Origin of the sequence: Nannocystis sp., from assembly GCF_016714285.1 — a bacterium.
GTDB lineage: Bacteria > Myxococcota_A > Polyangia > Nannocystales > Nannocystaceae > Nannocystis.
The window spans coordinates 266,227-290,061 of sequence record NZ_JADJNN010000012.1 but is presented as its reverse complement, the minus strand read 5'-3'; the positions used below and the strand labels follow the sequence as shown (position 1 = coordinate 290,061).

20 protein-coding genes and 1 pseudogene are annotated in these 23,835 nt (G+C 71.8%); 9 read left to right on the top strand and 12 right to left on the bottom strand.

The window, feature by feature from the left end:
* Nucleotides 1-348 precede the first annotated feature (348 nt).
* From IPJ59_RS22135 to IPJ59_RS22120, 4 genes are all read right to left on the bottom strand, one after another.
* A complete protein-coding gene (locus IPJ59_RS22135) occupies nucleotides 349-978 on the bottom strand; it encodes an ABC transporter permease (protein ID WP_293273192.1) in 630 nt (209 codons plus the stop codon).
* Between the two features lie 162 nt (nucleotides 979-1,140).
* Nucleotides 1,141-1,986, bottom strand: a complete 846-nt coding sequence (locus tag IPJ59_RS22130) for an ABC transporter permease (RefSeq protein ID WP_293273191.1) — start codon at nucleotides 1,984-1,986, stop codon at nucleotides 1,141-1,143.
* Complete coding sequence (locus IPJ59_RS22125) at nucleotides 1,983-2,969, bottom strand: ABC transporter ATP-binding protein (RefSeq protein ID WP_293273190.1); 987 nt, start codon at nucleotides 2,967-2,969, stop codon at nucleotides 1,983-1,985. The genes IPJ59_RS22130 and IPJ59_RS22125 overlap by 4 nt, the downstream gene beginning before the upstream one ends.
* An 8-nt stretch (nucleotides 2,970-2,977) precedes the next feature.
* Entirely contained in the window at nucleotides 2,978-3,478 is a 501-nt protein-coding gene (locus IPJ59_RS22120; RefSeq protein WP_293273189.1) for a YkgJ family cysteine cluster protein, read from the bottom strand.
* Between the two features lie 113 nt (nucleotides 3,479-3,591).
* Here IPJ59_RS22120 and IPJ59_RS22115 point away from each other — a divergent pair, with 113 nt between their 5' ends.
* Together IPJ59_RS22115 and IPJ59_RS22110 are read left to right on the top strand one after the other, a co-directional pair.
* Nucleotides 3,592-4,323 carry a Bax inhibitor-1/YccA family protein gene (locus IPJ59_RS22115; RefSeq protein ID WP_293251442.1) on the top strand — a complete coding sequence of 244 codons (732 nt, stop codon included), beginning with the start codon at nucleotides 3,592-3,594 and terminating at the stop codon, nucleotides 4,321-4,323.
* A gap of 701 nt (nucleotides 4,324-5,024) precedes the next feature.
* Nucleotides 5,025-6,443 carry a M1 family metallopeptidase gene (locus IPJ59_RS22110; RefSeq protein WP_366524653.1) on the top strand — a complete coding sequence of 473 codons (1,419 nt, stop codon included), beginning with the start codon at nucleotides 5,025-5,027 and terminating at the stop codon, nucleotides 6,441-6,443.
* On the opposite strand, the gene IPJ59_RS22105 is transcribed toward IPJ59_RS22110, so the two are convergent.
* The 8 genes from IPJ59_RS22105 to IPJ59_RS22070 form a co-directional block, all read right to left on the bottom strand.
* Nucleotides 6,364-8,409, bottom strand: a complete 2,046-nt coding sequence (locus IPJ59_RS22105) for a SpoIID/LytB domain-containing protein (RefSeq protein WP_293273188.1) — start codon at nucleotides 8,407-8,409, stop codon at nucleotides 6,364-6,366. The genes IPJ59_RS22110 and IPJ59_RS22105 overlap by 80 nt on opposite strands.
* Before the next feature lie 102 nt (nucleotides 8,410-8,511).
* The gene (locus IPJ59_RS22100; RefSeq protein ID WP_293273187.1) at nucleotides 8,512-9,063 is read right to left on the bottom strand and encodes a hypothetical protein; all 552 of its coding nucleotides are present in this window, start codon (nucleotides 9,061-9,063) and stop codon (nucleotides 8,512-8,514) included.
* A gap of 69 nt (nucleotides 9,064-9,132) precedes the next feature.
* Nucleotides 9,133-9,837 carry a Bax inhibitor-1/YccA family protein gene (locus IPJ59_RS22095; protein WP_293273186.1) on the bottom strand — a complete coding sequence of 235 codons (705 nt, stop codon included), beginning with the start codon at nucleotides 9,835-9,837 and terminating at the stop codon, nucleotides 9,133-9,135.
* Between the two features lie 982 nt (nucleotides 9,838-10,819).
* The gene (locus IPJ59_RS22090) at nucleotides 10,820-12,034 is read right to left on the bottom strand and encodes an SPFH domain-containing protein (RefSeq protein WP_293273185.1); all 1,215 of its coding nucleotides are present in this window, start codon (nucleotides 12,032-12,034) and stop codon (nucleotides 10,820-10,822) included.
* Nucleotides 12,031-13,170 (bottom strand): SPFH domain-containing protein, encoded by a 1,140-nt coding sequence (locus tag IPJ59_RS22085; RefSeq protein ID WP_293251435.1) that lies wholly within the window; start codon nucleotides 13,168-13,170, stop codon nucleotides 12,031-12,033. The genes IPJ59_RS22090 and IPJ59_RS22085 overlap by 4 nt, the downstream gene beginning before the upstream one ends.
* A 108-nt stretch (nucleotides 13,171-13,278) precedes the next feature.
* Nucleotides 13,279-14,817, bottom strand: a complete 1,539-nt coding sequence (locus IPJ59_RS22080; protein ID WP_293273184.1) for a methyl-accepting chemotaxis protein — start codon at nucleotides 14,815-14,817, stop codon at nucleotides 13,279-13,281.
* A 12-nt stretch (nucleotides 14,818-14,829) separates the two neighbouring features.
* Nucleotides 14,830-15,486 (bottom strand): potassium channel family protein, encoded by a 657-nt coding sequence (locus IPJ59_RS22075; protein WP_293251433.1) that lies wholly within the window; start codon nucleotides 15,484-15,486, stop codon nucleotides 14,830-14,832.
* A gap of 20 nt (nucleotides 15,487-15,506) precedes the next feature.
* Complete coding sequence (locus tag IPJ59_RS22070) at nucleotides 15,507-17,582, bottom strand: TrkH family potassium uptake protein (protein WP_293273183.1); 2,076 nt, start codon at nucleotides 17,580-17,582, stop codon at nucleotides 15,507-15,509.
* 158 nt (nucleotides 17,583-17,740) lie between these two features.
* On the opposite strand from IPJ59_RS22070, the gene IPJ59_RS22065 reads away from it, so the two are divergent.
* The 7 genes and pseudogenes from IPJ59_RS22065 to IPJ59_RS22040 all read left to right on the top strand — a co-directional run bounded on the left by IPJ59_RS22065 (nucleotide 17,741) and on the right by IPJ59_RS22040 (nucleotide 23,699).
* On the top strand, nucleotides 17,741-18,751 hold the full coding sequence (locus IPJ59_RS22065) for a metallophosphoesterase (protein ID WP_293273182.1): 1,011 nt from the start codon (nucleotides 17,741-17,743) through the stop codon (nucleotides 18,749-18,751).
* Between the two features lie 43 nt (nucleotides 18,752-18,794).
* Nucleotides 18,795-19,598 carry an N-acetylmuramoyl-L-alanine amidase gene (locus tag IPJ59_RS38025; protein WP_366524657.1) on the top strand — a complete coding sequence of 268 codons (804 nt, stop codon included), beginning with the start codon at nucleotides 18,795-18,797 and terminating at the stop codon, nucleotides 19,596-19,598.
* Between the two features lie 16 nt (nucleotides 19,599-19,614).
* Complete coding sequence (locus tag IPJ59_RS22055; RefSeq protein WP_293273181.1) at nucleotides 19,615-20,544, top strand: DNA polymerase beta superfamily protein; 930 nt, start codon at nucleotides 19,615-19,617, stop codon at nucleotides 20,542-20,544.
* Entirely contained in the window at nucleotides 20,541-21,380 is an 840-nt protein-coding gene (locus tag IPJ59_RS22050; protein ID WP_293273180.1) for a nucleotidyltransferase domain-containing protein, read from the top strand. The genes IPJ59_RS22055 and IPJ59_RS22050 overlap by 4 nt, the downstream gene beginning before the upstream one ends.
* A 132-nt stretch (nucleotides 21,381-21,512) precedes the next feature.
* Nucleotides 21,513-22,628 carry a hypothetical protein gene (locus IPJ59_RS22045; RefSeq protein ID WP_293273179.1) on the top strand — a complete coding sequence of 372 codons (1,116 nt, stop codon included), beginning with the start codon at nucleotides 21,513-21,515 and terminating at the stop codon, nucleotides 22,626-22,628.
* Nucleotides 22,625-23,119: pseudogene (locus IPJ59_RS38020) on the top strand (phosphatase domain-containing protein); the annotation flags it as partial. The gene IPJ59_RS22045 and the pseudogene IPJ59_RS38020, both read left to right, overlap by 4 nt.
* Before the next feature lie 82 nt (nucleotides 23,120-23,201).
* Nucleotides 23,202-23,699, top strand: coding sequence for a hypothetical protein (locus IPJ59_RS22040; protein ID WP_293273178.1), 498 nt, complete (start codon nucleotides 23,202-23,204; stop codon nucleotides 23,697-23,699).
* Nucleotides 23,700-23,835 lie beyond the last annotated feature (136 nt).

The following is a 23,835-nucleotide window of genomic DNA, read 5'->3' as shown; positions in this document are numbered from 1 at the left end:
TCGCAAGAGACATGTCCATGCGGCCATGTCGTATGCTCAGGGCCGGTGCGGTCCGGCTGCTCGGCGACGCCGACCGCACCGTCCCTTGGCGGGGGCTTCGCTTGCCGGAGGGCCGGAAGAGGCCTCGACCGAGTCCGGCGTAGACCCGGGAATCGCCCCGGCGACGGTTTGTCAGGCCGTGTTTGAGGGCGAGGCCTCTTCCGGACATCCGGCTTCTCGAGCATCCGCGGGCAAGCAGCCGGACCGCACCGGCCCGTGCGACGTCCTCCGCGCCCAACGCGTTCTGCACCAACATGGAATCCGTACCAGCCGGACCGCCCCCGTATCGTTCACAACCATATCGACGCACTAGCTCGACGCCGACGTATAGCCCCGCAGCGCCCGCAGCCACAGCAGCCGCGCCACCAGCATCAGCCCCACGCTCGTCACCAGCGCCGTCGCCACCGTCGTGCCATCGAGCTCCCCGAGCAGCGCCTGCGCCGGGTACGTCGTCATCACCGCCAGCGGCACCACGTACGTGAACAGCACCCGCAGCGCCCCGCGAAACACCTGCGCCGGCCAGCGCCCGAAGTCCAGCACCGCCTCCATCAGATACGTCAGGTTCTGCAGCTGCATCGCCCGGAAGCTCGCGCACAGCACCATCACCCCGAGGGCATAGAGCGCGAGCATCCCCGCCAGCCCGAGCCCGAGCGCCGCCAGCAACTCGAGCGGCCCCGGCATCCGCCCGAGCTGGATCAGCGCCCCGACGATCAGCAGCAGCCCGCCGAGCGCCTCGATCAGCGACCACGGCGCGAACTCGGCGACCAGGCACAGCACCAGCGCGTCGGCCGGGCGCAGCAGCACGTAGTCGAGGGTCCCGCGGCGGATGTGGTTCATGCTCGCGATCAGCGCCGGCCCGAGCAGCGCGCTCCACAGCCCGGTCATCGTCGTGAAGCAGCCCGTCAGCAGCACCAGCTCGACCGGCTTCCAGCCGGCCACCGACTCGGAGCCGCGACGCCGCGATCACCAGCGGCGCCATGCCCAGCGCGCTCCACAGGATCCCCAGCACCCCCTGCGTCCAGAAGCCGAGCCGGTACTGCAGCGCCGCCAGCACGCTCATGCGCAGCTGCCCGCCGACCAGGCGCAGGTAGTAGCGCAGCCTCACGCCCCCACCGCCCCGTAGGCCCGCAGCCCGCGGCGCCACAGCCAGCGCGCGAGCCCCCCAAACAGCACCAGCCACACCACCTGCGTGGCGAAGCCCGCCGCGATCTCCGGCCCCGACAGCCGCCCGATCGTCAGCTCCACCGGAAACCCCAGCGACGCATGAAACGGCAGGTAGCGGACCACGGCGACGAGCCCCGCCGGGAACAGCGAGGTCGGCACCGCGTAGCCCGACAGCACCATGTAGAGCCCGAGCCACACCTCGAACAGCGACGTCGACGAGGTGACCCAGAACGCCAGGCAGGCCACGCAGGTCTGCACGCACAGCCCCAGCAGCCACGCCAGGACCACAGCCAGCGGCACCAGCAGCAGGTGCAGCCCCGGCGCCGCCGAGATCCCGCCAGCCAGCACCAGCACCAGCACCCCGAGCGGCAGCGCCAGCGCCATCCGCACCGGCAACGCCGCCAGGTTCTGCATCAAGTGGTGCAGCAGCGGGTGCACCGGCCGCATCAGCAGCGTGCTCAGGTCCCCGCTGGCGATCTGCGCCGACAGGTCCCAAACCACCCAGCTCGCCGTCAGCTGGCGGATCAGGAACGCCGCCACGAAGTAGGCCACGAAGTCGGCCCGCCCGTAGTCCCCGATCGGCCCGTCCGCCGCCAGGCTGTACCACAGCGCCAGCGACACCAGCGGGAAGGTCGTCGTCAAGATCCACACCAGCATCGCCGCCCGGTACGCCACCGCCTCCGCCAACCCCAGCCGCCACATCGCCGCCAGCACCCGCCCCGCGCGCAGCAGCGCCGCCCCCGGACCTGTCCCCCGCGACATGTCCCTTCCGACCTGGCTCATGCGCCAGGCTCCGCCGCGGCCCCGCGGAACAGCTCGCGCATCACCTCCTCGAGCGGCGCGTCGCGGACCGCCAGATCCTGCGCGCCCGGCAGGGCCAGCAGCGCCTGGACCACCGCCGACACCCGCTCCGGCGCCACGTCGAGGCTGACCCGGTCGCCCTCGATCTCGGCCACGCTCCCGAGCTCCGCCAGCGCCTCGCGCGACGGCAGCTGCGCCCGCACGCTGAGCCGCCGCAGCGGACGGATCCGCCGCGTCAGCGCCTCGATGCTGCCGTCGAAGCGCAGCCGCCCGCCGTCGATCACCAGGATCCGCGGGCACAGGGCCGCCACGTCCTCCATGTAGTGGCTGGTCAGGATCACGGTCGCCCCGTGCTCGACGTTGTAGCGGCGCACGAACTCGCGGATCGCCAGCTGCATCGCCACGTCCATCCCGATCGTCGGCTCATCGAGGAACAAGATCTGCGGCGCGTGCAGCAGCGCCGCCACCAGCTCGCACTTCATCCGCTCGCCGAGGCTGAGCTGGCGCACGGGCCGGCGCATCACCTCGCCCACCGCGAGCAGGCTCACGAGCTCGTCGAGGCGCCGCCGGTAGTCGCGCGCGTCGATGTCGAACACCACCCGGTTGAACTCGAAGGTGTCGACCGCCGGCAGGTCCCAGCTCAGCTGCCGCTTCTGCCCCATCACAAGGCTTATCGCCCGCAGGAACTCCGGCCGCCGCTGCGACGGCACCTGACCCGCCACCCGCAGCTCCCCCGCGTCCGGATACAGCAGCCCCGCCAGCATCTTCAGCGTCGTCGTCTTGCCGGCGCCGTTGGGCCCGAGGAACCCGACCCGCTCGCCCGCCGCCAGCGTGAACGACAGCTCCGTCACCGCATCCACGCGCGTGTACTCGCGGCGAAACAACGCCCGCAGCGCGGCCCGCAGGCCCGCCTCACGCCGCGGCACCGCGAACTGCTTGCACAGCCCGCGCACCGCGACCGTCACCTCCCCGCTCAGGCCTCGACTCCCGCGGCCGCACGCAGGCGCCCCACGGGCACGAAGCTGCCCGTGCCGATGCAGTGGTGCAGCCCGAAGCTGCGGCACACGTCCGGGCGAAAGCTGTGCACCGAGCAGCCGCGCTCGAAGTACGGGCACGGGCTCGCCCCCTTCGACAGATAACCCGCGAGATCCTCCGCCTCCTCCTCGAGCCCGTCCTTCCCCAGCAACGGCAGGCGAGCCACCGTCGTCTTGAGGTGCTGCGCCAGCCGCCTGGCGTCACTCACCGTGATCGGGATCCGCAGCGTGCTGCAACACGGCCCCGTGCAGTGGCCACACAGCGCCATCATGCGCGTGACGACCCCGCTGCTCTCGTCCACCGTCACCGTCTCATCGAGCGCCGCCAGCGGCACAGCCCCGGCGCGCATCGCGTTGGCGAGCCGCTGCAGGCGCGTCAGCGGGTGACGCCCGACGTTCAAGTCCATCAGTGCCCCGATCGGATCGCGCTTTTTCGCCATCAGCCCGTACGTACCGCCCTCTCCCCGCCCCTGTAAACGCCGGTCTCGATCTTGCCCACCGCCGCCAGGGACGCTACCTTGGCGGTCGCGGGCGCATCGCCCCGGAGGTCTCCGTGAGCTTCAACCAGCAACAGCAGTCGTACTACCCGAATCAACAGGGCCAGGACGCCGACGCCGGCACCAGCGTCGCCGAGCGCGCCAAGTTCATCGAGCGCACCTACCTCCACCTCGGCGGGGCCATGGCCGCGTTCGTGGCCCTCGAGTTCGTCTTCCTCAACACAGCCGTCATGCGCCAGCTCGGCGTGTCGATGCTGCAGACCCACTGGGGCCTGGTGCTCCTCCTGTTCGTGGGCGTCAGCTGGATCGCCGACTACTTCGCCCGCCACTCGAGCAGCCGGCCCATGCAGTACCTCGGGCTCGGCCTCTACGTGCTCGCCGAGGCCGTCATCTTCATCCCGCTGCTCCTGCTCGCCCAGGCCTACGGCGGCCCGGACGTCATCATGACCGCCGGCGTCAGCACCCTCGCCATCTTCGCGGCCCTGACCGGCATCGTCATGGTCACCAAGAAGGACTTCTCGTGGATGCGCGGCGCCCTGATGATCCTCAGCCTCGGCGCCCTGGGTCTCATCGCCTTCAGCCTCATCTTCGGGTTCCAGCTCGGCATCCTCTTCGTGGTCTTCATGATCGCGCTGTCGGCCTGCTACATCCTCTACGACACCTCCAACATCATGCGGCACTACCACCCGCAGGCCTACGTGGCCGCCGCGCTGACCCTGTTCGCCTCGGTCGCCCTGATGTTCTGGTACATCCTGCAGTTCGTCATGTCCCTGACCAGCCGCGATTAGAGAAGACGCCACCGCGGGCCAGCTGCCCGCCTGAGCGACATCGGGGCCGGACGCGCAAGCGCCCGGCCCTTCGCATTTTCCGCTATCGTCGCCCCACCTTGCGCCTCCCCTCGCGCCCTGCGCTCGCCAACCTCGTCCTCACCCTCTCGCTCGGGCCCGCGTGCATGTCGAACACCCCGACGCCGACCATCCCCACCCCTCCCGCCGCGGTCCCGGCCCTCCCCCCCTGCAGGCCCCCGGCCCTGACCCCACTCCTTCGCCCGCCCCGACGAGGCCCGCGTCACCCACCTGGGCCTCGACCTCGTCGTCGACTTCGACTCCCACATCCTCAGCGGCGCGGTCACCCTCGCCATCACCCGCCGCCCCGACGCCCGCCAGCTGATCCTCGATACCCGCGACCTCGCCATCGACCGCGTCGAGGTCGCCGCCGCCGCCGCCACCGATCCCCCGCTGCGCCTCGCCGGCGCCACCGACCTCGCCTGGCGCAGCCACCACCTTCGGGCTCGGCGGCCTGCATCCCGTGCTCGGCCGACCCCTGCACATCGACCTGCCGCCCGCGGTCGACCGCGTCCGCGTCACCTACCGTACGACCCCCGCCGCCAGCGGCCTGCAGTGGCTCGGCCCGGGAGCAGACCGCCGACCACCTCGCCCCCTTTCTCTACACCCAGTCGCAGGCGATCCACGCCCGCTCCTGGGTCCCCGTGCAGGACAGCCCCGGGATCCGCATCACCTTCGACGCCCGCGTGCGCAGCCCGGCCCCCACCGTGCCCGTCATGGCCGCCGAGACCCTGTCCGTCGAGACAGGTCCCGAAGGCCAGGTCCACCGCTTCGCCCTCGACCACTCGATCCCCCCTTACCTGCTCGCCCTCGCCGTCGGCCGCCTCGAGTCGGCCAGTACCGGCCCGCGCACGGGCGTGTGGGCCGAGCCCAGCCTGGTCGCCCGCGCCCGCGCCGAGTTCGCCGACCTCGAGGCCATGCTCACCACCACCGAGCAGCAATTCGGCCCCTACCGCTGGGGCCGCTACGAGGTCCTGGTCCTCCCGCCCGCCTTCCCCTTCGGCGGCATGGAGAACCCCCGCGTCACCTTCGTCACCCCCACGATCCTCGCCGGCGACCGCTCACTGGTCGCCCTCATCGCCCACGAGCTGGCCCACAGCTGGTCCGGCAACCTCGTCTCCAACGCCACCTGGCGGGACCTCTGGCTCAACGAGGGCTTCACCGTCTACCTCGAGCGCCGCATCGTCGAGGCCATCTACGGGGCCGAGCGCGCCGAGATCGAGGCCGCCCTCGGCCGCCAGGACCTCGAGAGAGACCTCGCCGCCCTCGCCGAGCACCCCGGCGACACCGTCCTCCACGTCGACCTCGCCGGCCGCGACCCCGACGACGTGTTCTCCGACATCCCCTATGAGAAGGGCTACCTGCTGCTGCGCCGCCTCGAGCAGGCCTTCGGCCGCCCCGCCTTCGACCTCGCCCTCGCCCGCTGGTTCGCCGAGCACGCCTTCACCAGCCAGCCCACCGCCGAGTTCACCCGCTTCTTCCGCGAGGTCCTGCTCACCCAGCCGCTGCTCCCCGGCCAGAACACCCCCGACCTCGAGCTCTGGCTGACCAGCCCCGGCCTGCTCCCCGACGCCCCGCAGGCCCGCGCCCCCGGCCTCGACGCCGTCGCCACCGCAGCCGCCTCCTTCGCCCGCGGCGAGACCCCCGCGAAAAAGCTGCCCACCCGCACGTGGAGCCCGCAGCACTGGATCTACTTCCTGCGGAGCCTCCCGCTCACCGCGAGCAACGCCGTGGCCCTGCTCGATCAGCTCGACGCCGCCTTCCAGCTCGGCGCCAGCAGCAATTACGAGGTGCTCGCGCAGTGGCTGCTGCTGGCCGCCACCCACGACTACCGGCCCGCCGACGCCCGTCTCGAGCGCTTCCTCGTCGAGGTCGGCCGCCGCAAATACCTGACCCCGATCTACGAGGCCCTGCTCGCCTCACCGACCGGCCAACCCCGCGCCCACGAGATCTACGCGAAGGCCCGTCCGGCCTACCACCCGATCACGCAGCGCAGCCTCGACGCCCTGCTCGCGCCCCCAACCCTCGCCGGCCCCGAGCCGATCCACCTGCCCGATCGCTAGCGTCGCCCCGCGAGCACAGCGCCGACCACCGCCGACCCCCCAACAACCGACGCCAGCGTCGCCGTCGCCGCAACAACACCCCCACGAGCACGAGCACACCCGGCGCTCCCCGCTGGACCGGATCGACCACACAGCCGCTCTGGCCGCCGTACCCCGGCGGCAACGCCGGTCCGCTGTCCAACTGCCCGCCCTCGCCCGCCCCGCTCGACGCACTCGCGCCGCCCTCCGACCCGACCCAGCCCTCGGTCGGGGTATTGCCACCCGAGCTGCCCGCCCCGCCGCTGCTCTCGCCGCCGTCACTACCCCCACTCGGGTCGGGTGGCGGACACAGCGGGTCGTTCGGGTCGCCCTGCGCCGGACACTGCGCGTCGTCGATCAGGTACACCGCCGGCCCCGCGCCCGTGATCAGGAACGGCTCCGGTCGCAGCGGGGTGCCCTCGGGCACCATCATCAGCTCCTCCGCGGTCCACAGCGCCGCCGCGTTGAGATCCATCTTCCAGGCCGCCGCCACCTCCGGACTGGGGATCAGCCGACGAAACCCGTTGTCGAACAGCCACACCGCCGGGTCGCCCTCGACCCGCATCAGCAGCGGCGAGGTCGGGATCGCCTGCCACTCCGCGATCGCGTTCAGCGTCGCGTCGTCGACCTTCGCCATCTGCCAGAAGGTGTCGAACTGCCAGTCGGCCAACACCTCCGGGCTGCCAATGTGCCGCCGCACCCCCTCCGGCAGCGCCGGCGGCGGGCACAGCAGGTCCTTCGGGCTACCGCCAACCTCGACAGGATCGGCCTGCGGATCGACCGCGTACGCGTGCACCGGGTGCGGCTGGTTGTCCATCAGCGAGCGCGGCAGCCCGTGCGAGAAGCCGTGCGTGCAGCTGCCGAGCATGTCGCACAGATCGTCGCGCTGCTCCGACGCCAGCAGCGTGATCGACACCGCCGCCGGATCTCCGAGCGGCGCATTGAAGCTGACGTACGCGTTGATCGCCGCGGCCCCGCTGTCGCCGTCGAAGGCCCACCCGCGCAGCTGCGTGCAGCTCACCTCGTCGAGCGACCCGCTCGCCGGCTTGTTCGGCGGGACCACGCACGACCCCTCCGCCTGCAAGATCTGGATGTCCGCGCCGAAGTAGAACTGCAGGATGTCCGTGCTGTTCTTGCCGTTCTTGTTCTCGAGACAGCGCGCCCCCCACTGCGACATGCAGCCGCGGTTCTGCCCGTAGCCCGCCACATTCACGTCCTCGGGGAACTTGAAGCCGAGCCCCGTCTGGTCGACGTCGTAGACCGTCTTGCCATTATTAAAGGTCACCCACTTCTCGGTCGCCGAGGCGTTGCCGTTGTCGGTGTCGACGCAGCTCGGCGGCGCCGTGGTCGAGTCGCCGGCGACGTAGAAGGCATAGGTCAGCCACCCGTTGAACGACAGGTACTGCCCCGCCGTCGCCTTGGCCGCGTCGAGCTGCGCCTGCGTCGGGTTGGCGTTGCACGAGTACACCTGACAGCCCTGCCCGTCGCAGATCTTGCCGTCGTTCGCCATCGCGTAGTACGCCACCGACCGGGCCGCGATCGCCTGGGCCTTGAGCGCCTCGAAGTTGGCGCCCCCGTTCTCGCACTGGACCACGTGCGGCACGTAGTCCGTCTCTGTGTCGTGATCGACGCCGTTGACGTTGATCTTGCAATACGCCGCCGGCAGCGGCGCCTTGACCGCTGGCAGCGGCGCGGGCGTCGGCGTGGTCCAACCGTGCGGGCCGCCCAGCGGCGACATCCCGCGCGGCGCCCCGAGTTCGGCCGCGTCCTGGATGTCCTCCGGGACATCCGACCTGTCCTCCGGGACATCCAGCCCGCCCGGCGCCCGGATGTCCCCCGGGACATCCGACCTGTCCTCCGGGACATCCAGCCCGCCGTCCCGATCGCCGGTCGCCGGATCACACGCCACGAGCGCGAGAGGGATTGCGAGGAGGCGGCGGTGAGACATCGTCCACGAGCATAACCACCCGTGCGCGTAAACGCCACCGTCCCCCAATTGGCCGCTTGAGGCCGCTTCTGCCGTTTCAGCCGCTTCTGCCCGCTTCAGGCCTCAGCCCTGCGGCTTGGCCTTGTCGCCACCCGGCGCCGCCGCGAGCGGCATGCCGAACTTCTTGGTGCAGGTCGCGAGCAAGGACTCGGCCCGGTCGCGCCCGATCTCCAGCGACGCGTTCGCGAACGCGTTCTTCTGACACGCCGCGACCTTCGGCTGGTTCTCGGTCAGGCAGGCCTCGACCGCCTTGTCGAGGTCGTAGCCCTTCATGACCTTCCACTTCTCGAGCTCATCCTTGTTGCTCGCCAGGCGCTTCTGCACGAACTCATCGAAGGCCCCGCGCATCGCGTCGCAGGCCGCCTTGATCTCGCCCGGCACGTCGGCCGCAGGCACCGTGACCTTGTCGATCTGGGCCAGCACCGCCGCCTCCGCGTCGGCCGCGACCTTCTCCTTGAGCTTCTGCATCTGCTCGCCGGCCTGCTTCGCGTCGCCCTTGGGGTCGACCTGATGCTCGAAGGCGGCTGCGATCTTGCTCGGCTTGGACTTGCCGTCGCCGCAGGCGCCGAGCAGCGCCGTGACGGCGAGGATGGACAACAGGTAGGTGTGGTGCATGCGATCCTCGGGGTGCGCGATCGCGGCCAGGATGCCACGACCGCGCGCCCGCGCAAGACCATCACGCACTCAGCGGTAGCCGCCGACCAGACGCAGCGTCGCCAGCAGCAGGTTCACGAAGTCGAGGTACAGCTTGAGCGCCCCGACCACCGCGAGGTTGTCCCGCGGCCCGTGGGCGCGGTACATCTGCTTGATCTTCTGGGTGTCGTGCGCCACAAAACCCGCGAAGATCCCACACAGCAGCGCCTGAACGCCGGTATCGAGGCCCGGCACCCCGGCACCCCGCAGCACCCCGAGGTCCAGCACCACGGCGATGATGCTCCCGAGCAACGCCGCCATCAGCACCGGACCCCAGCCGCTGAGGTCTCGCCGGGTCCGGCTGCCGAACACGGCCAGGACCACGAACACCCCGCAGGCCACGGCCACCGCCAGCCCGAGCCGCCCCGGCGTCAACGCCGTGACCGCCCCGATCCACGCCAGCGCCGCCCCGAACAGCGCCGAGAAGCCGAGGAAGGCCGCCCGCGCCAGCCGCGGTCGCAGCGAGTGCAGCCGGGTCCCGCAGGCCAGCGCCAGCACGGCCAGCGCCGGCCACAGCAGCCCCGATCCCGGCGCCTCGCGCAGCATCTCCACCGACTCCGGCGAGCGCCCGAGCAGCCCCGCCGTCGCGGCCGTCAGCCCCACGCCGGTCAACGTCCATGCGTACACGGCCTTCATGAATCGGCCGACGCCGCTGTGCAGCTCGATCCCCAGTGGATCTCCACGCAAGTCCGCCATACGAGGCCAGCGAAACACATGCGGGACAGCCGGTCAACCGGCGGCCCGGGCTTTCGGGCACACTGCCAGCGATGCGTCGCTCCCCTCCTCGCCGGCCCGGATCGATCTCCGCCCAGACCAGGCTGGCCTCGCTGGCCTCGCTGGCCCTCACACTCCTCCTGGGGGCCGCCTGCACCGGCGCGCGCGCCAACAGCCACTACCGCTACCCCCGCGACGTCGCCTACGGCACCCCCTCCACCTGCCCCAACGTCCGCATGCCGCCGCTGCGCGACGGCAACGTCTCGACCGACGCCGCCCGCTGCTCTTACGCCGACGCCAACGGCGCGCGCGTCACCCACCTCGCCGGCAAGGTCCTCGCCGAGGGCGGCCCCGGCGACCCCGGCACCGGCGTGAACTCGGTCGCCGTCACCGTGCACTCGGTCGCCGGCCCCGTGTTCGACCCCGCCGCCCCCGGCCCGGTGATCGCCCACGCGACCACCGACGCCCAGGGCAACTACAGCCTCCGGGGCGTCTTCGTCGCCGGCGACTACGCCGTCGTCGTCCGCGAGCCCACCGGCGAGCGCATCGCCGACCGCATCGTCCGCGTCGAGCCCGAGGCGATCGGCTCGCTCAAGAACCTCCACGTCACCGTCCCCCTCGACCCCCGCCTCAAGGCCGCCGCCGTCCCCCCGCCGACCCCCCCGCTCGACCCCCGCCTGCACCACACCGGTGCGCCAGCCACCGGCACCCCGGGCCAGCCGCCCCGCCCCCTGACCCCGCACAAGCCCCCCGAGCGAGGCCGGCAAGCCGCCCGCCGACCCGCTCCTGCGCATGCGCCCGCCCACAACCGCGACCCCGTCCGCGACCCCGCCCGCGACCCCGCCCTGATCAACCCGCAGGACCTGCCCCACAGGCAGGCCATGTCCCGCAGGCCATGTCCCGCAGGCCATGTCCCGCAGGCCATGGCCCACAGGTCATGTCCCGCGGGCCCCCGCGCGGCCGCTCAGCTCCCGCCCATGAACTGCAGCGCAAAGTTACGCAGCCGCAGCACCGAGGGCACCCCCTCGCGGCTCTGGAAGGTCAGCGTCGGGCTGAAGGTCACGTTCTCCGCCGTCTTCCACGCGACGTAGGCCCGCCCGGCCGGGCTCCCGAGCAGCGCGTTGATCTTGCTCTCGAAGTCGCCGCGCACCGCCGCCACGTCCGCCTCGCCCTCGGCCTTGAGGCGCCCCGAGATGCCGTCGGCCCCGGCCGTGACCCGCTGCTTGTACTCGAGGGTCTCGGCCTGGATGTTCTGGATCCCCAGCAGATAGGCGTCGGTGATCTTCTCGGTGTCGGCGATGTCGAGCACCTTGCTCGCCTCCTCGCGCAGCTTGCCGCGCTGCTCCTCGGTCAGCGCCGCCAGCTGCCGCCGCGCCGCTCCGACCGTGCGGTCGCCGTCCGGATCGACCACAAAGCCGACCTGGTACGCCCGCTCGAGGTCCGCCTGCATCTTGATCCACTCCTGCTGGCGCGCGTTGGCCAGCGCGGTGGTCTGCAGCTCGAAGTTGTCGAGCTCCTGCTGCTGCTGCGCCACCTTCTGGCGCGCCCCGTCGAGCAGCTTGTTCTGCTCGTTGAGCTGGATCGCCTGCAGCTGCACCTCGTACTCCGGGCGGAAGGTCACCGCCCGCACCAGCACCGCCTGCGCCTCGAGGTGCAGCGGCGCCAGCTCCTCGTTTAGCACCTTCAGCGTGTCGCCCGCGACCGCCAGCCGCTTGTCCGTGTTGTAGAAGTCCGACGAGGTCAGGTTCGCCAGGTCCTCGCGCAGCACCGACACCGTCGTCTCCGTCGCCAGGCGCTGGAAGCGATACGTGTCGTTGTTGGTCCGCACGTGGTTGCCCGCCTTCATGATCAGGTGGGCCTCGCCGGGCTTGATGCGGTACGGCACCGTCACGTCGACGAACACGTTGTTGTTGTCGCGGGTCCGGATCTGCAGGCCCTGGTTCTCCTCCGAGCCGTAGTCGAGGAACAGGTAGCGGCTCGGCAGCAGCGTCAGGTTGTGCACCGTCGAGATGCTCAGGTGCCAGCCCGGCTCGAGGTCCGCCTCGAGCACGCCAGAGAAGCTGCTGCTGCGCACCCCGATCGCCCCGAGCGGCACCGTGCTGATGAAGCAGGTCGGCGCGATCAGCAGGGTGATCGCCGACAGGCAGATGATCTGGGAGATCCTCGTGATCGCGCTCAATTGCCACCTCCAGCCGCCACTTGTTCGATCTCCACCCGCGACGGCGACGCGTCGCTCGCCCACGGCTCGATGGCGATCGTCACGCCCTTGAGCCGCTCGCCCAGCCGCTCCATCACCCGCTCGACCGGCTGCGTCTTGAACGCGTCGATCTCCGCCTTGCGGCTGCGGTACTCGGCGTCGAGCTGCCCGCGCAGCTCCTGCGCCTGCTGCGTCGCCGCGCTGCGCATCGCCTGGCCCTGACCGATCGCCGAGATCTTGTAGGTGTCGGCCTCACGGGTGTTGTTGGCCTGCTCGGCCAGCGCGCTCGCCAGCCCCGACTCGAGCTCGGTGCGCTTCTCCTGGATCAGCCGGTTCTGGTCGCGGTTGACCTCGGCCAGCTTGCGGTCGCGGGTCGTCTGCGCCGCCGCCAGGTTGCTCTTGATCACCTCGAGCTGGTTGCCGGCCCCGTTGCGCTCCTCGATCAGCTTCTCGTAGTCCTCGGTGAACTGCGGCCGCGGCGTCACGATCTGCGTCACCTGCAGGCCGTGCGCCCCGATCAGCTCGTTGAGCCGGGTCTTGGCCCGCTCGGTCGCCTCGCCGAACTTGGCCGGGTTGCTCACCGAGATCGTCGACTCCTTGCCGAACTCGTCGCGGAGGATCGCCCGCGCGTACGGCCGCATCCACCGCAGATACCCGCGCTCGACCCCGCCGTCGCGGATCACCTTGGCCGCCTCGTCGCCGATCATCTGGAAGATGATCGTCGTGTCCTGGAAGTGGAAGTTCGACCCGTCGCTCGCGCGCACCGTCAGCTCGCCGACGTTCAGGTCGTCGGTCTGCTTCTGCCCGTGCATCGAGAAGGTCTGCGGGCTCGCGTCGAGCACGAAGACGGTGTGGATCCCGAACGGCAGCCGCGTGATGAGCCCCGGCTGGGTCACCGTCAGCTGACCGCCCGTCACGTTGTTGACCCGCACCGCCACCTGACCGGGCTCGATCGAGGTGAACGAGCCGAACATCACCGCCAGCACCGCGATCGAGGCGCCGCCGATCCACACCCAGTCCATCCAGCCGCCCTTGCCCCCGAGCTTCGCCTTGAGGTCGCCGATCATCTCGGCCGCGCCGTTGTTACCCTTGCCGCCTGGTCGCCTTGTTGTCGCCAAGTTCTACCTCCGCCGCGTGCATGTGCACACGCCGCCCGCATCCTACACCAGCCCCGGCCCATCGCCGCCACGGCTCGCAACAGCCGGCAGAACGTCGTACGAGCCAGGTCAGGACGACCCCTCAGAACCGCGCGGCGGGGGCCGCACGAACGCGGGGGCCGGCACCGCGGGCACCACGGGCACCACGGGGTTTGGCGCGGCAGCGGGCGCGGGGACCGGCACGGGGCCGGGCACCGCGCTCGCCACCACGCTCGTCGCCGCCGCCATCACGCCGCCGCGCTCGCGCGACGCGGCCCGCATCGGCCCGCTCGCCGCCGCCGCCAGCGAGGCGCTGAGGCCCCGCGGCACTGGCCGCACCGTCCCGCTCTCACCGCTGCCACCACCACCGATCGGCCCGCTGCCCTCGCGCGGCACCGGCGTCACCCCGCTGAGCTCCGGTCCGACCGGGAACACCCCGCTCCCCTCACGCACGATCGGCGTCACCCCGCTCAGGTCCGGCCCGATCGGGAACACCCCGCTCGGCTCGCGCGGCAGCGCCATCACCCCGCTGGGCTCATGCATCTTCGGGTCGACGAAGCTCGCCAGCCAGCCCGCGATCTGGTTGTCACCCGAGGCCAGCGCCCGGATCTGGACCACACGCCGCCCGTCGCTCGCCTTGATGTCGACCGCCAGCTCCTCGGCCTTGACGAAGCGCCGCGTCATCAGGACCTTCGCCGCGACCCGCACCCGCGGGGTCAGCCGGTGCAGCTCGGCCTCGTCCTCCAGGGTCAGCGTGGTCGCTACCAGCTCGCCGTCGATGCCGATCATCCCCGCGGGCGTCGGCCACTGATTCATCAGCCCGACCAGGATCCGCCGCTGCTCGAGCAGGCGACCCTGCATCTGCGACTCGAGCTCCTGCTGACGGTCGAGCGCCGCGTTCAGCTGGCGCGCGACCAGCCCGAGCTCGTCCTGATAGAAGTCGCGGACCCGGCGACGGCGGTCGCCCGCCGCGATCGCCTCGGTCACGTGCCCCACCTCCGTCAGCCGCCCGAGCACGTCGCGCTGCAAGCTGCGCGACAAGAACCCGAGCGACAGCAGCGCGACCGTCACCATCACCCCCAGCAGCACCGCCCCCTCCACCGCCGAGCGCGACGCCTCGTCGTTGGCCTGCTTGAGCGCCCCGGTCTTGCGCTGCACGTAGTCGTCGAGCTCCGCCTTGAGCACCAGCAGCGCCGTCTGCGTCGGCCCGCGGTAGTCGTCCGCCGCCGCCACCGAGTCCTCGTACACCCGCGACAGCAGCTCGGCGCGGGCCTTGCGATAGGTGTCGTAGTTCTTACGCATCGCCGCCAGCGTCGGCCCGTCCAACTCGTCGCCGCCGACCTTGCTCACGTCCTCGGCGGCCACCAGCGCCGCCTCGAAGCCCCGCTCCGCGACGTCGAGCCCCGTGCCAGTGGTCGGGTGCAGCAGCGCGAACAGGGTCTCCGAGTCCTGGCGCTCCAGCTGCTCCAGCATCGCGATCGCGGGCGTCAGGCTGCGAATGTTTCGCTCGATGATCAGCTTGGCGTTGCCGGCCACCCGCTGCGAGTTGACCGCCGCCACCGACACGCTAAACAGCAGCAGCCCGATCAGGTACCCGTAGCCGAGGAGGATCCGCGTGCGCAGTGTCATCGGGGCCCTCGTTCACGCCAGGCTGGCGATCCGTCGCACCGACGCCGGCGGCCCGACCACGATCAGTCGGTCGCCGCGCTCGAGTCGGTCACCCGGCACCATCGGCGGCAGCACCTGGCCCCCGCGCCGGACCGCCACCACCGAGATCCCGTAGCGTCGGCGCAGGTCGAGCTCCTCCTGGCTCTTGCCGATGAACTGCTCCGGGTTCGCCAGCTCGACCAGGTTGGTGTTCTCGTCGAGCGCGATCTGCTCGAGGATCGTCGGGTGGGCCAGGTTGCGCGCCAGACGCTGCCCCATCTGCAGCTCCGGGTTGATGATCTCGTGGGCCCCGACCGCCAGCAGCACCCGCCCGTGCAGCTCGTTGGCCGCGCGGCTGATGATCCGCGGGATGCCGCGCTGGCGCAGCAGCGCGGTCGTCAGGATCGACGTCTCGCGCGCGCGCGCCCCCATCGCCACGACCACGCAGCTCATGCGCTCGAGCCCCAGCTCCTCGAGCGCCAGCTCGTTGGTCGCGTCGGCGCAGGCGACCGCGTCGACCTCCGACTCCACCATCTGCGCCCGCTCCTGCAGCTGGTCGATCGCCAGCACCGCCGCGCCCTCGCGCACCAGCGACAGCGCCACCGCGCGACCGAACTGCCCGAGACCGATGACCGCGAAATCTCCGCTCATTCTGCAACCTCCGGCGAGCCCTAGCCCACCATGATCTTCGCCTCGGGGTACGTGATCTGGCTGCCGTTCGGCGAGCCCAGGGCCAGCGCGAGGGAGATCGGTCCGACCCGGCCGATGAACATGGTCAAGATGATCACCCACTTGCCCGTCGCGTTCAACTCGCCCGTCGCCCCGATGCTCAGCCCGACCGTCGCCAGCGCGCTGACCGCCTCGAACGCCGCCTTCTCGAAGCCCATCTCCTCGTGCGTCGCCAGCAGCAGGAAGATCGCCAGCACCGCGACCATCGTCGCCACCGTCATGATCGTCGCCGCCCGGTACACGATGTCGTGCGGGATGGTGCGGCGCAGCAGCATCGCCCGCGGCTGGTTGCGGATCAGCGCCGGGAGCGCCGCCAGCATCACCGCGAGGGTCGTCGTCTTGATCCCGCCGCCCGTGCTCCCCGGCGACGCGCCGACGAACATCCACACGACCATCATCAGGATCGTCGCGCCCTCGAGCCCCGCATAGTCCACCGTGTTGAAGCCCGCCGTGCGCAGCGACACGCTCTGGAACAGCGCGTTCAGCAGCTTGTCGCTCGCCGACCCGAAGCCCGCCAGCGAGGCGTTCCACTCCGTCATCGCGTACAGCGCCCAGCCGCCCGCCAGCAGCCCCGCCGACATCAGCAGCACGATCCGCGTCTGCAGCGACCACCGCCGAGAGCCCCCGCGCGCCGACATCCACAGCGCCGCCAGCACCGAGAAGCCGAGCCCCCCGAGCACGATCAGCGCCATGTGCACCCCCTGCACGAACGCGTCGCGCTGGAACTGGATCAGCGAGTCGCTCCACAGCGAGAAGCCCGCGTTGCAGAACGCCGACACCGCGTGGAAGCCCCCGCGCCACAGCGCCTCGAGCGGCTCGTAGCCGTAGTGGTAGTGGTACGACAGCGCCAGCAGCCCGGCCCCCGCCGCCTCGATCAGCAGCGTCGAGACCACGATGAAGCGCGTCAGCTCGTAGGCCGAGCCCGGGCTGGCCAGGTCCAGCACCTCCTCGAGCGCCTGCTCCCCGCGCAGCGCCAGGCGCCCGCCCAGCAGCACGGTGGCGAAGGTCGACAGCACCATGATCCCGAGGCCCCCGAGCTGGATCAGCAGCAGGATCACGACCTGCCCGAAGCCCGAGAACGCCACCGGCGTGTCGAGCACGATCAGCCCCGTCACGCAGGTCGCGCTCATCGCCGTGAACAGCGCGTCGAGGAAGGGCACCGCGTGCGGCCCCGCCGAGGCCGCCGGGAAGGTCAGGAGCAGCGCCCCCGTCCCCGCGATCATCCCGAAGGTCGACAGGATCAGCAGCGCCGGCCGGGTATAGAAGCTCTGCAGCAGGTCGGCGAACACCTGGCTGCGCCCGAGCATCAGCGTCAACACCCCCGCCGCGTACACCCCGAGCAGGGCCAGCAGCGCCGCCGGGTTCACCAGCGCCGGCGGCAGCATCAACACCAGCAGCAGCGCCAACCCGATGATGTAGCGCCGCCGCTGACGCAGCAGCCCGAACACGAACGGCGCCGTCGCGGCCACCACCGCCGCGTCGAGCCCCAGACACAGGTACAGCGCCGTCGACGACTCGGTCAGGCGAAACCCGCCGACCGCCGTCGTCGCCAGCACCGACACCAGCAGCAGGTGCCGCGCCGCGCCGCCGTAGCGGGCCACCCAGGTCGCCTGGGCGTCGTGCACCTCGGCCCGTCGCGCCCGCGGGTTGCGCACGCTCAGCGAGAACAGGTAGTCGCCGATCAGCAGCAGATTCCACAGCAACACCACCGCCGCCACCGGCGCGTCCTGAGCCAGCACCGGCACGAACACCCCGATGTGGATCGACAGCAGCAGCGGGAACACCACGTAGGCCGAGCGCCGCCCGGTCAGCAGACCGAGCGCGCACAGCCCCGACAGCAGCGCCATCGTCAGGCTGTACAGCGCCCCGACGCTCAGCCCCGGCGGCACCGTCAGCGCCAGATAGCTGTGCGGCGACCCCGAGACCACCCGCTCCGCGAGGATGCCGATGATGGCCGCGCCGATCATCCGCGCTGCCTGCAGTCGTCGCGCCGGGCGAGGGATCGGTGCTGCGCTCATGGGCCGATCACGGCGTGGATCGTCGGCGCCTCCGCGCCCGCTCACCCCAATATCACCGCCGCCCGGCCGGGTCCATGCCCCGCGGCGCGATCACGCGCTGCCCGCGCGACACCTCGCGCCCGCCGACCCGCACGCCCAGGCCGCTATACTGCCGCTCCATGGCCCGCACGCCCGTCCGCGACGGTTCGCCCGAAGCCGGCCTCGCCGCCCGCATCCTCCGCGCCCGCGCCTGGAACCCGCTCAAGCTGATCGACGGCGGCGACCACATCGAGCTGCGCCGCTTCGCCGGCCCGGTCCGCCACGCCGAGCTGCTCACCCATCCGCTCCGCGTCGCCCACGTCACCGACATCCACGTCGGCCGCATCACCCCGATGGCCGTCCAGCGCGCCGCCGTCGACCTCGTCAACGCCCAGAGCCCCGACCTCGTCGTCATCACCGGCGACTTCGTGTGCCACAGCCAGCTCTACCTCGACCCCCTCGCCGAGCTCATCGCCGCCTACCGATCGCCCGTCATCTGCGTCCTCGGCAACCACGACCACTGGGCCGGCGGCGCCGAGGTCCGCCGCACCCTGCAACGCGCCGGCGCCCTCGTCCTCGACAACGCCCACACCACCCTGACCCTCCACAACCAGCAGCTCCAGGTCGTCGGCCTCGACGACGCCTACACCGGCCACGCCGACTGGCAGCGCGCCGTCCACGGCCTGCGCCCGGACCTCCCCACCCTCGGCCTCTCGCACATCGCCGAGGAGGCCGACCGCCTGTGGAGCGCCGGCGTCTCGCTGGTCCTCTCCGGCCACACCCACGCCGGCCAGGTCACCCTCGCCCGCCTCAACGAGCTCGCCCTCGGCCGCGTCATCGGCCACCGCTACATCCACGGCATCTACGGCACCCGCACCGCCACGCCCCCCTCCGGCGCCGTGTACGTCGGCGCCGGCATCGGCGCCGCCGTCATCCCCCTGCGGATCGGCGAGCGAGCCCGCCGCGAGGTCGCCATCTTCGAGCTCGGCGCCACCCCGGGCAGCTTCCCCGAGCACCACGACGAGCAGCCCGCCCTCCCCGGCCGCCCGCCCAGCGAGCGCCGCCAGGCCAAGCGCATCCAGGCCGTCGAGGACAAGCAGGCCCGCCGCGAGCGCAAGGCCGCCCGCAAGGCCCGCCGCGAGGACGAGTGAGCCCCGTGCGCTCGCCTGGCCCCACGTACATGTCCCAAAGACCCTGTCTCTCCGGCCCTGTCCTCGCGGCCAGCCTCCTGATCGCCTGCGCCCCGCCGCCCGCCGCCATCCCCCGCCGCTCGCCCCCGCCCGCCGCCCGCGCTCGACCCGCCGCCCGCCGGCCCACCCCGCCCCCGACGCGCCACCTGCGATCGCCACGCCACCCGCCCCTGAACCACCGCCCGCGATCCCCGAGCTAGCGATCCTCGACCGCCCGATCACCTACGACGCCGCCCGCCGCGAGAAGACGATCACCTACCGCAAGCGCCACCAGGACCCGGCCGCCAGCGACATCACGATCGACCCGAAGATAATCGTCCTGCACTTCACCGGCGGCGGCTCGCTCGACGGCACCTGGCGCTACTTCGATCGCCCCAGCGTCGAGCGCGGCCGCACGATCATCGCCAAAGCCGGCGACCTCAACGTCTCCGCCCACTTCCTGGTCGACCGCGACGGCACCATCGTCCGCCTCATGCCCGAGACCTGGATGGCCCGCCACGTCGTCGGCCTGAACCACCTCGCGATCGGCGTCGAGAACGTCGGCGACAACGGCCGCTTCCCGCTCACCGCGGCCCAGCGCGCCGCCAACGTCGCCCTCGTCCGCCACCTCGTCGCCCGCTTCCCCGGCATCACCCACCTCATCGGCCACCACGAGTACCTCGCCTTCGAGGCCCACCCCTACTTCCAGGAGCGCGAGCCCGACTACCGCACCCGCAAGGGCGACCCCGGCCCCGCCTTCATGCAAGCCGTCCGCGCCGAGCTGCAAGACCTCCCCCTCGCCGGCCCGCCCCCGCCCCGCGCCCCGTGATACCGTCCCCGGCGTCATGGAGACCCCCGGCACCCTCATCTACGAGACCGTGCACGGCTCGCAAGCCTACGGCCTCGCCACCCCCGCCTCCGACGTCGACCTCAAGGGCGTGCTCGTCGGCCCCGCCGGCTGGTACCACGGCTACCTCGGCGGCCCGGAGCAGATCGAGCTCACCGGCGATCACGTCCGCTACGAGATCCGCAAGTACTTCCGCCTCGCCGCCGCCGCCAACCCGACCGTGCTCGAGCTGCTGTGGACCCCGAGCGAGTGCCACATGCACATGACCCCCGCCGGTGAGCGCCTGCTCGCCGCGCGCGAGCAGTTCCTCTCGCTGCGCGTCAAGGACAGCTTCTCCGGCTACGCCATGTCGCAGCTCGGCCGGATCAAGACCCACCGCAAGTGGGTCATGAACCCGCCGCAGAAGGAGCCCCAGCGCGCCGACTTCGGCCTCCCCGACCGCGCCCAGATCTCGCGCGACCAGCTCGGCGCCGTCGAGGCCATGCTCGCCGACCAGCGCCTCGAGCTGGTCGACCTCAGCACCAACTTCCTCGACATCCTCGAACGCGAGCGTCGCTACCGCGGCGCCCGCAAGGAGTGGGACTCCTACCTCTCGTGGCAAAAGACCCGCAACCCGCGGCGCAGCGAGCTCGAGGCCCGCTTCGGCTACGACACCAAGCACGCCCTCCACCTCATCCGTCTGCTGCGCATGGGCCTCGAGATCGTCAGCACCGGCCGCGTCCTGGTCCGCCGCGACGACCGCGACGACCTGCTCGGCATCAAGTCCGGCGCCCTCAGCTACGACGAGCTCATGGCCCGCGCCGAGGCCCTCGGCCAGCAGGTCCACGCCGCCGCCGCGACCTCGCCCCTGCCCGCCGCCCCCGACGACGCCGGCCTCGACCGCCTGTGCGCCGAGCTCGTCGCCGACGTCCTGAAGGCCTCGCCATGACCGGGCCCCCCCCCCCCCCCCCCCCCCCGCGGGCACCCCGCCATGCCGCCGCCATCGACCTCCCGCCCAACGCCCTCCCCGACCTCGAGCTCGGCCGCCGCTTCATCGCCCAGTGCCCCGTGCCCGGCCTGGCGATCCAGTGCGGCGTCACCGGCAGCCACGACTACGGCTTCTCCTCGGCCGACAGCGACCTCGACCTCAAGGGCCTGTTCCTCGCCCCCACCCGCAAGCTGCTCGGCCTCCACCGCCCGCCCGAGACCTTCGACCGCCTCGTCGACTTCGAGGCCACCGAGTGCGACCTCACCCTCACCGAGCTCGGCAAGGGCCTCCAGCTGCTCGTCAACGGCAACGGCAACCTGCTCGAGCGCCTGCTCTCCAAGTTCCAGCTCTACCCCGGCCCCGAGCTCTTGCAGCTGCAAGCCCTCGCCCGCGCCAGCGTCTCGCGCCGCTGCGCTCGCCACTACCAGGGCTTCTTCAAGGGCATGTGCCGCGAGCACGAGAAGGCCGAGCGACCGCGGGCCAAGACCCTGCTTTACGCCTACCGCGTCGCCCTCACCGGCATCCACCTGCTGCGCACCGGGGAGCTCATCGCCGACCTCCGGATCCTCGCCCCGCAGCTCGGTTATCCGGACGCCCTCGAGCTGATCAAGATCAAGGCCGAGGGCGCCGAGAAGGGCGCCGTCAGCCCCGAGGTCGACGCCCGCCACCGGGCCGCCTGGCCCGCGCTCGAGGCCGAACTCAGCGACGCCCTCGCCCGCAGCCCATTGCCCGAGGAGGCCGCCAACGAGGCCGACTGCGAGGCCTGGCTGGTCGAGCTCCGCTGCGCCCGCCTGTAGCCCCGGTCACGCCGTCCACCGGCGAGCTTCGCTAACCGCTTCGCCCTGTAGCGCCCGTCACACTGGCGAGCGGCGGTCCGGCTCGCTGGGGCCTCGCCAGTCAGCGCCCGGGTTTGGTACAACGCGAGCCCCGTGGCGCACATCGTCATCGACAGCTGTCCCGGCGCAGGGGCCGGACGCGAGTGCAACGGCGAGGCCCTCGAGGCCGCCGCGATCGCCAGCCTCGAGCGCCTCCACCAGATCACCGTCGTCGGCGACGAGTCCGAGATCACCCTCGCCCTCCAGCGGATCGCCCACGACGCCGAGCACCTGCGGGTCGTCCACGCCGCCGACCGCATCGACCCCGAGCAGGACCTCCGCACCGCCCTCGCCCGCGCCCCGCGCTCGAGCGTCGTCGTCGGCATGGAGCTGCTCGCCCGCGACCCCGCCGCGATCTTCGTGTCCGCCGGCGGCCCCGGGGCGATCGTCACCGCCGCCCTCGCAACCTTGCAGCGGATCCCCTCGGTCAGCCGCGCCGCGCTCGCGGCCGTCTACCCGACCCTGCGCCCGCACGGCCCCGCCTCCGACCCCTTCGCCCTCCTGCTCGACGTCGGCGCCACCGTCTCGTGTACCAGCGACGACCTCGTCACCTTCGCCGCCATGGGTGCCGCCTACGCCGCCAAGATCTCCCGCCTCGAGCGCCCGCGCGTCGCCCTGCTGTCCAACGGCGCCAGCACCAGCAGCGCCCCGCAGCGGATCCGCGACGCCCACCGCCAGCTCCAACACAGCCAGCCCGGCTTCGAGTACATCGGCTGCCTGCGCGCCGACCACGTCACCTCCGGCGACGCCGATGTCGTCGTCACCGACGGCTTCACCGGCGACGTCCTGCTGCGCACCCTCGAGGGCGTCGCCGCCACCGCCGAGGCCCTGATCCAGCGCGCCGCCGAACGGATCCAGTGGCGCGTCGGCGTACGCATGCTCGCCGACGGCATCACCGCCGTCCGCGAGTTCACCGACTGGGAGAACTACGGCGGCGCCCCCCTCCTCGGCCTCGACCGCGCCGTCATCGTCACCCAGGCCAACTCCGGCCGCCGCGCCTTCCTCAACGCCATCCGCCTCGGCGCCAAGATCGATCGCCTGCAGGTCCTCGACGCCGTCGCCGCCGGCGTCGCCGCGATGCGCAGCAAGCTCGCCGAAGGTGTCGCCGAAGGTGTCGCCGAAGGTGTCGCCGATCCCGTCGCCCGCGACCTCGAGGAGCCCGCCCCATGACCGACGCGCCTCCGCCCACCCCCCCCGGAGCCGGGCCCCCGCGCCGCCTCGTCCACCTGCGCTGGGACCTCGACAAGACCTACCTCGCGACCAACTTCGACACCCTCAAGGACCTGATCAAGACCTTCCGGCAGAAGCCCGAGGACAAGGCCACGATCGCCGGCGCCCAGGCCCTCCTGCAGGCCCTCCTCGACCCCGCCGACCGCAGCAACCGCCACGTCACCTTCATCAGCGGCTCGCCCCAGCAGATGCGCAAGGTGCTCGCCCGCAAGCTCAGCCTCGACGGCGTCGAGCCCGACGTCTTCATCCTCAAGCCGAACCTCGAGAACCTCCTGCGCGGCCGCTTCCGGGCCCTGCGCGGCCAGGTCGGCTACAAGCTCAAGGCCCTCCTGCACAGCCACCTGGGGGACGAGACCCAGGACGAGTACCTGTTCGGCGACGACGCCGAGCAGGACGCCTTCGTCTACAGCCTCTACGCCGACATCCTCGCCGGCCGGATCTCCGCCGAGCGCATGGCCGCGATCCTCACCGCCTGCAAGGTCTACCGCCACGACGTCGACGAGATCATGACGTATGCACGGCCGCCTCGCCGGCGCCGGCGACGTCGTCCGCCGGATCTTCATCCACCTCGACCGCCGCTCCCCGCTCGAGCGCTTCGCCCCCTACGGCGCCCGCGTCGTCGCCAACTACAACTACTTCCAGGTCGCCGTCCTCCTGTTCGACGCCGGCCTCCTCTCCGGCGCCGGCCTGGTCCGCGTCCTCACCGCCATGGCCGCCGCCGGCTACACCCCCGAGCGCGTCGCCAACTCGGTGCAGGACCTCATGCGCCGCGGCTTCGTCCAGCCGCCCGCGATCCGCAAGCTGACCGCCGCCCTCGACGCCCTCGAGGCCAGCGTCGACCGCCCCGCCTGGCGCTTCATCCACAAGTTCGAGGACGTGATCGCCGGCCTCGAGCACCTCCAGCGCGCCGGCCCCCCGTGGGAGACCGAGATCAACTACCTCGGCCTCTACCACGAGGCCCGCTTCCGCCAGCAGCAGCACCGCCTGTTCGGCATCCGCCTGCTCGACTGACAGCGCCGTGACTTTCACCACCGCCGGCCGCCCCGTCGTTGCAACACCACACAGATCGCCCGCCAGCTCCCGTGGTTCAGCGTTCTGCGCCCCCTCCAGCCCCGGACCCCGACCCCGACTCGGGTCGCCGACCCCA